Consider the following 517-nt stretch of genomic DNA (forward strand, 5'->3'; position numbering starts at 1 on the left):
GAAGGTCTTGAGGAAAGACTTGTCACGCGCTTTAGCTGGGGATTGACGCAAAATATCACTCCTCCTGACTTTGAGACACGTATCGCCATTCTTCAAAGTAAAACAGAGCATTTGGATTACCATTTCCAAAGTGATACTCTGGAATATTTGGCTGGTCAATTTGATTCAAATGTTCGAGAATTGGAAGGAGCAATCAACGATATCACTTTAATTGCCAGAGTGAAGAAGATTAAGGATATTACTATTGATATTGCTGCGGAAGCTATTAGAGCACGTAAGCAAGACGCCCGCCAGATACTTGTTATTCCAATTGAGAAAATCCAAACTGAAGTTGGTAATTTTTATGGAGTGAGTGTCAAAGAAATGAAGGGAACGAGACGAGTTCAAAACATCGTTTTAGCGCGTCAAGTTGCCATGTACCTAGCTAGAGAACTGACAGATAACAGTCTTCCAAAAATCGGAAAAGAATTCGGAGGAAAAGATCACACCACCGTTATTCATGCCCATGCTAAAATCA

General features: G+C 40.2%; 1 protein-coding gene. It reads left to right on the forward strand.

What is annotated here, in order from left to right; all coding sequences use genetic code 11:
* A partial coding sequence (locus GMD5S_RS0209800) for a helix-turn-helix domain-containing protein (protein ID WP_016893894.1) occupies positions 1–517 on the forward strand: 517 nt, incomplete at both ends.

This window comes from Streptococcus sp. GMD5S (assembly GCF_000298715.2).
GTDB lineage: Bacteria > Bacillota > Bacilli > Lactobacillales > Streptococcaceae > Streptococcus.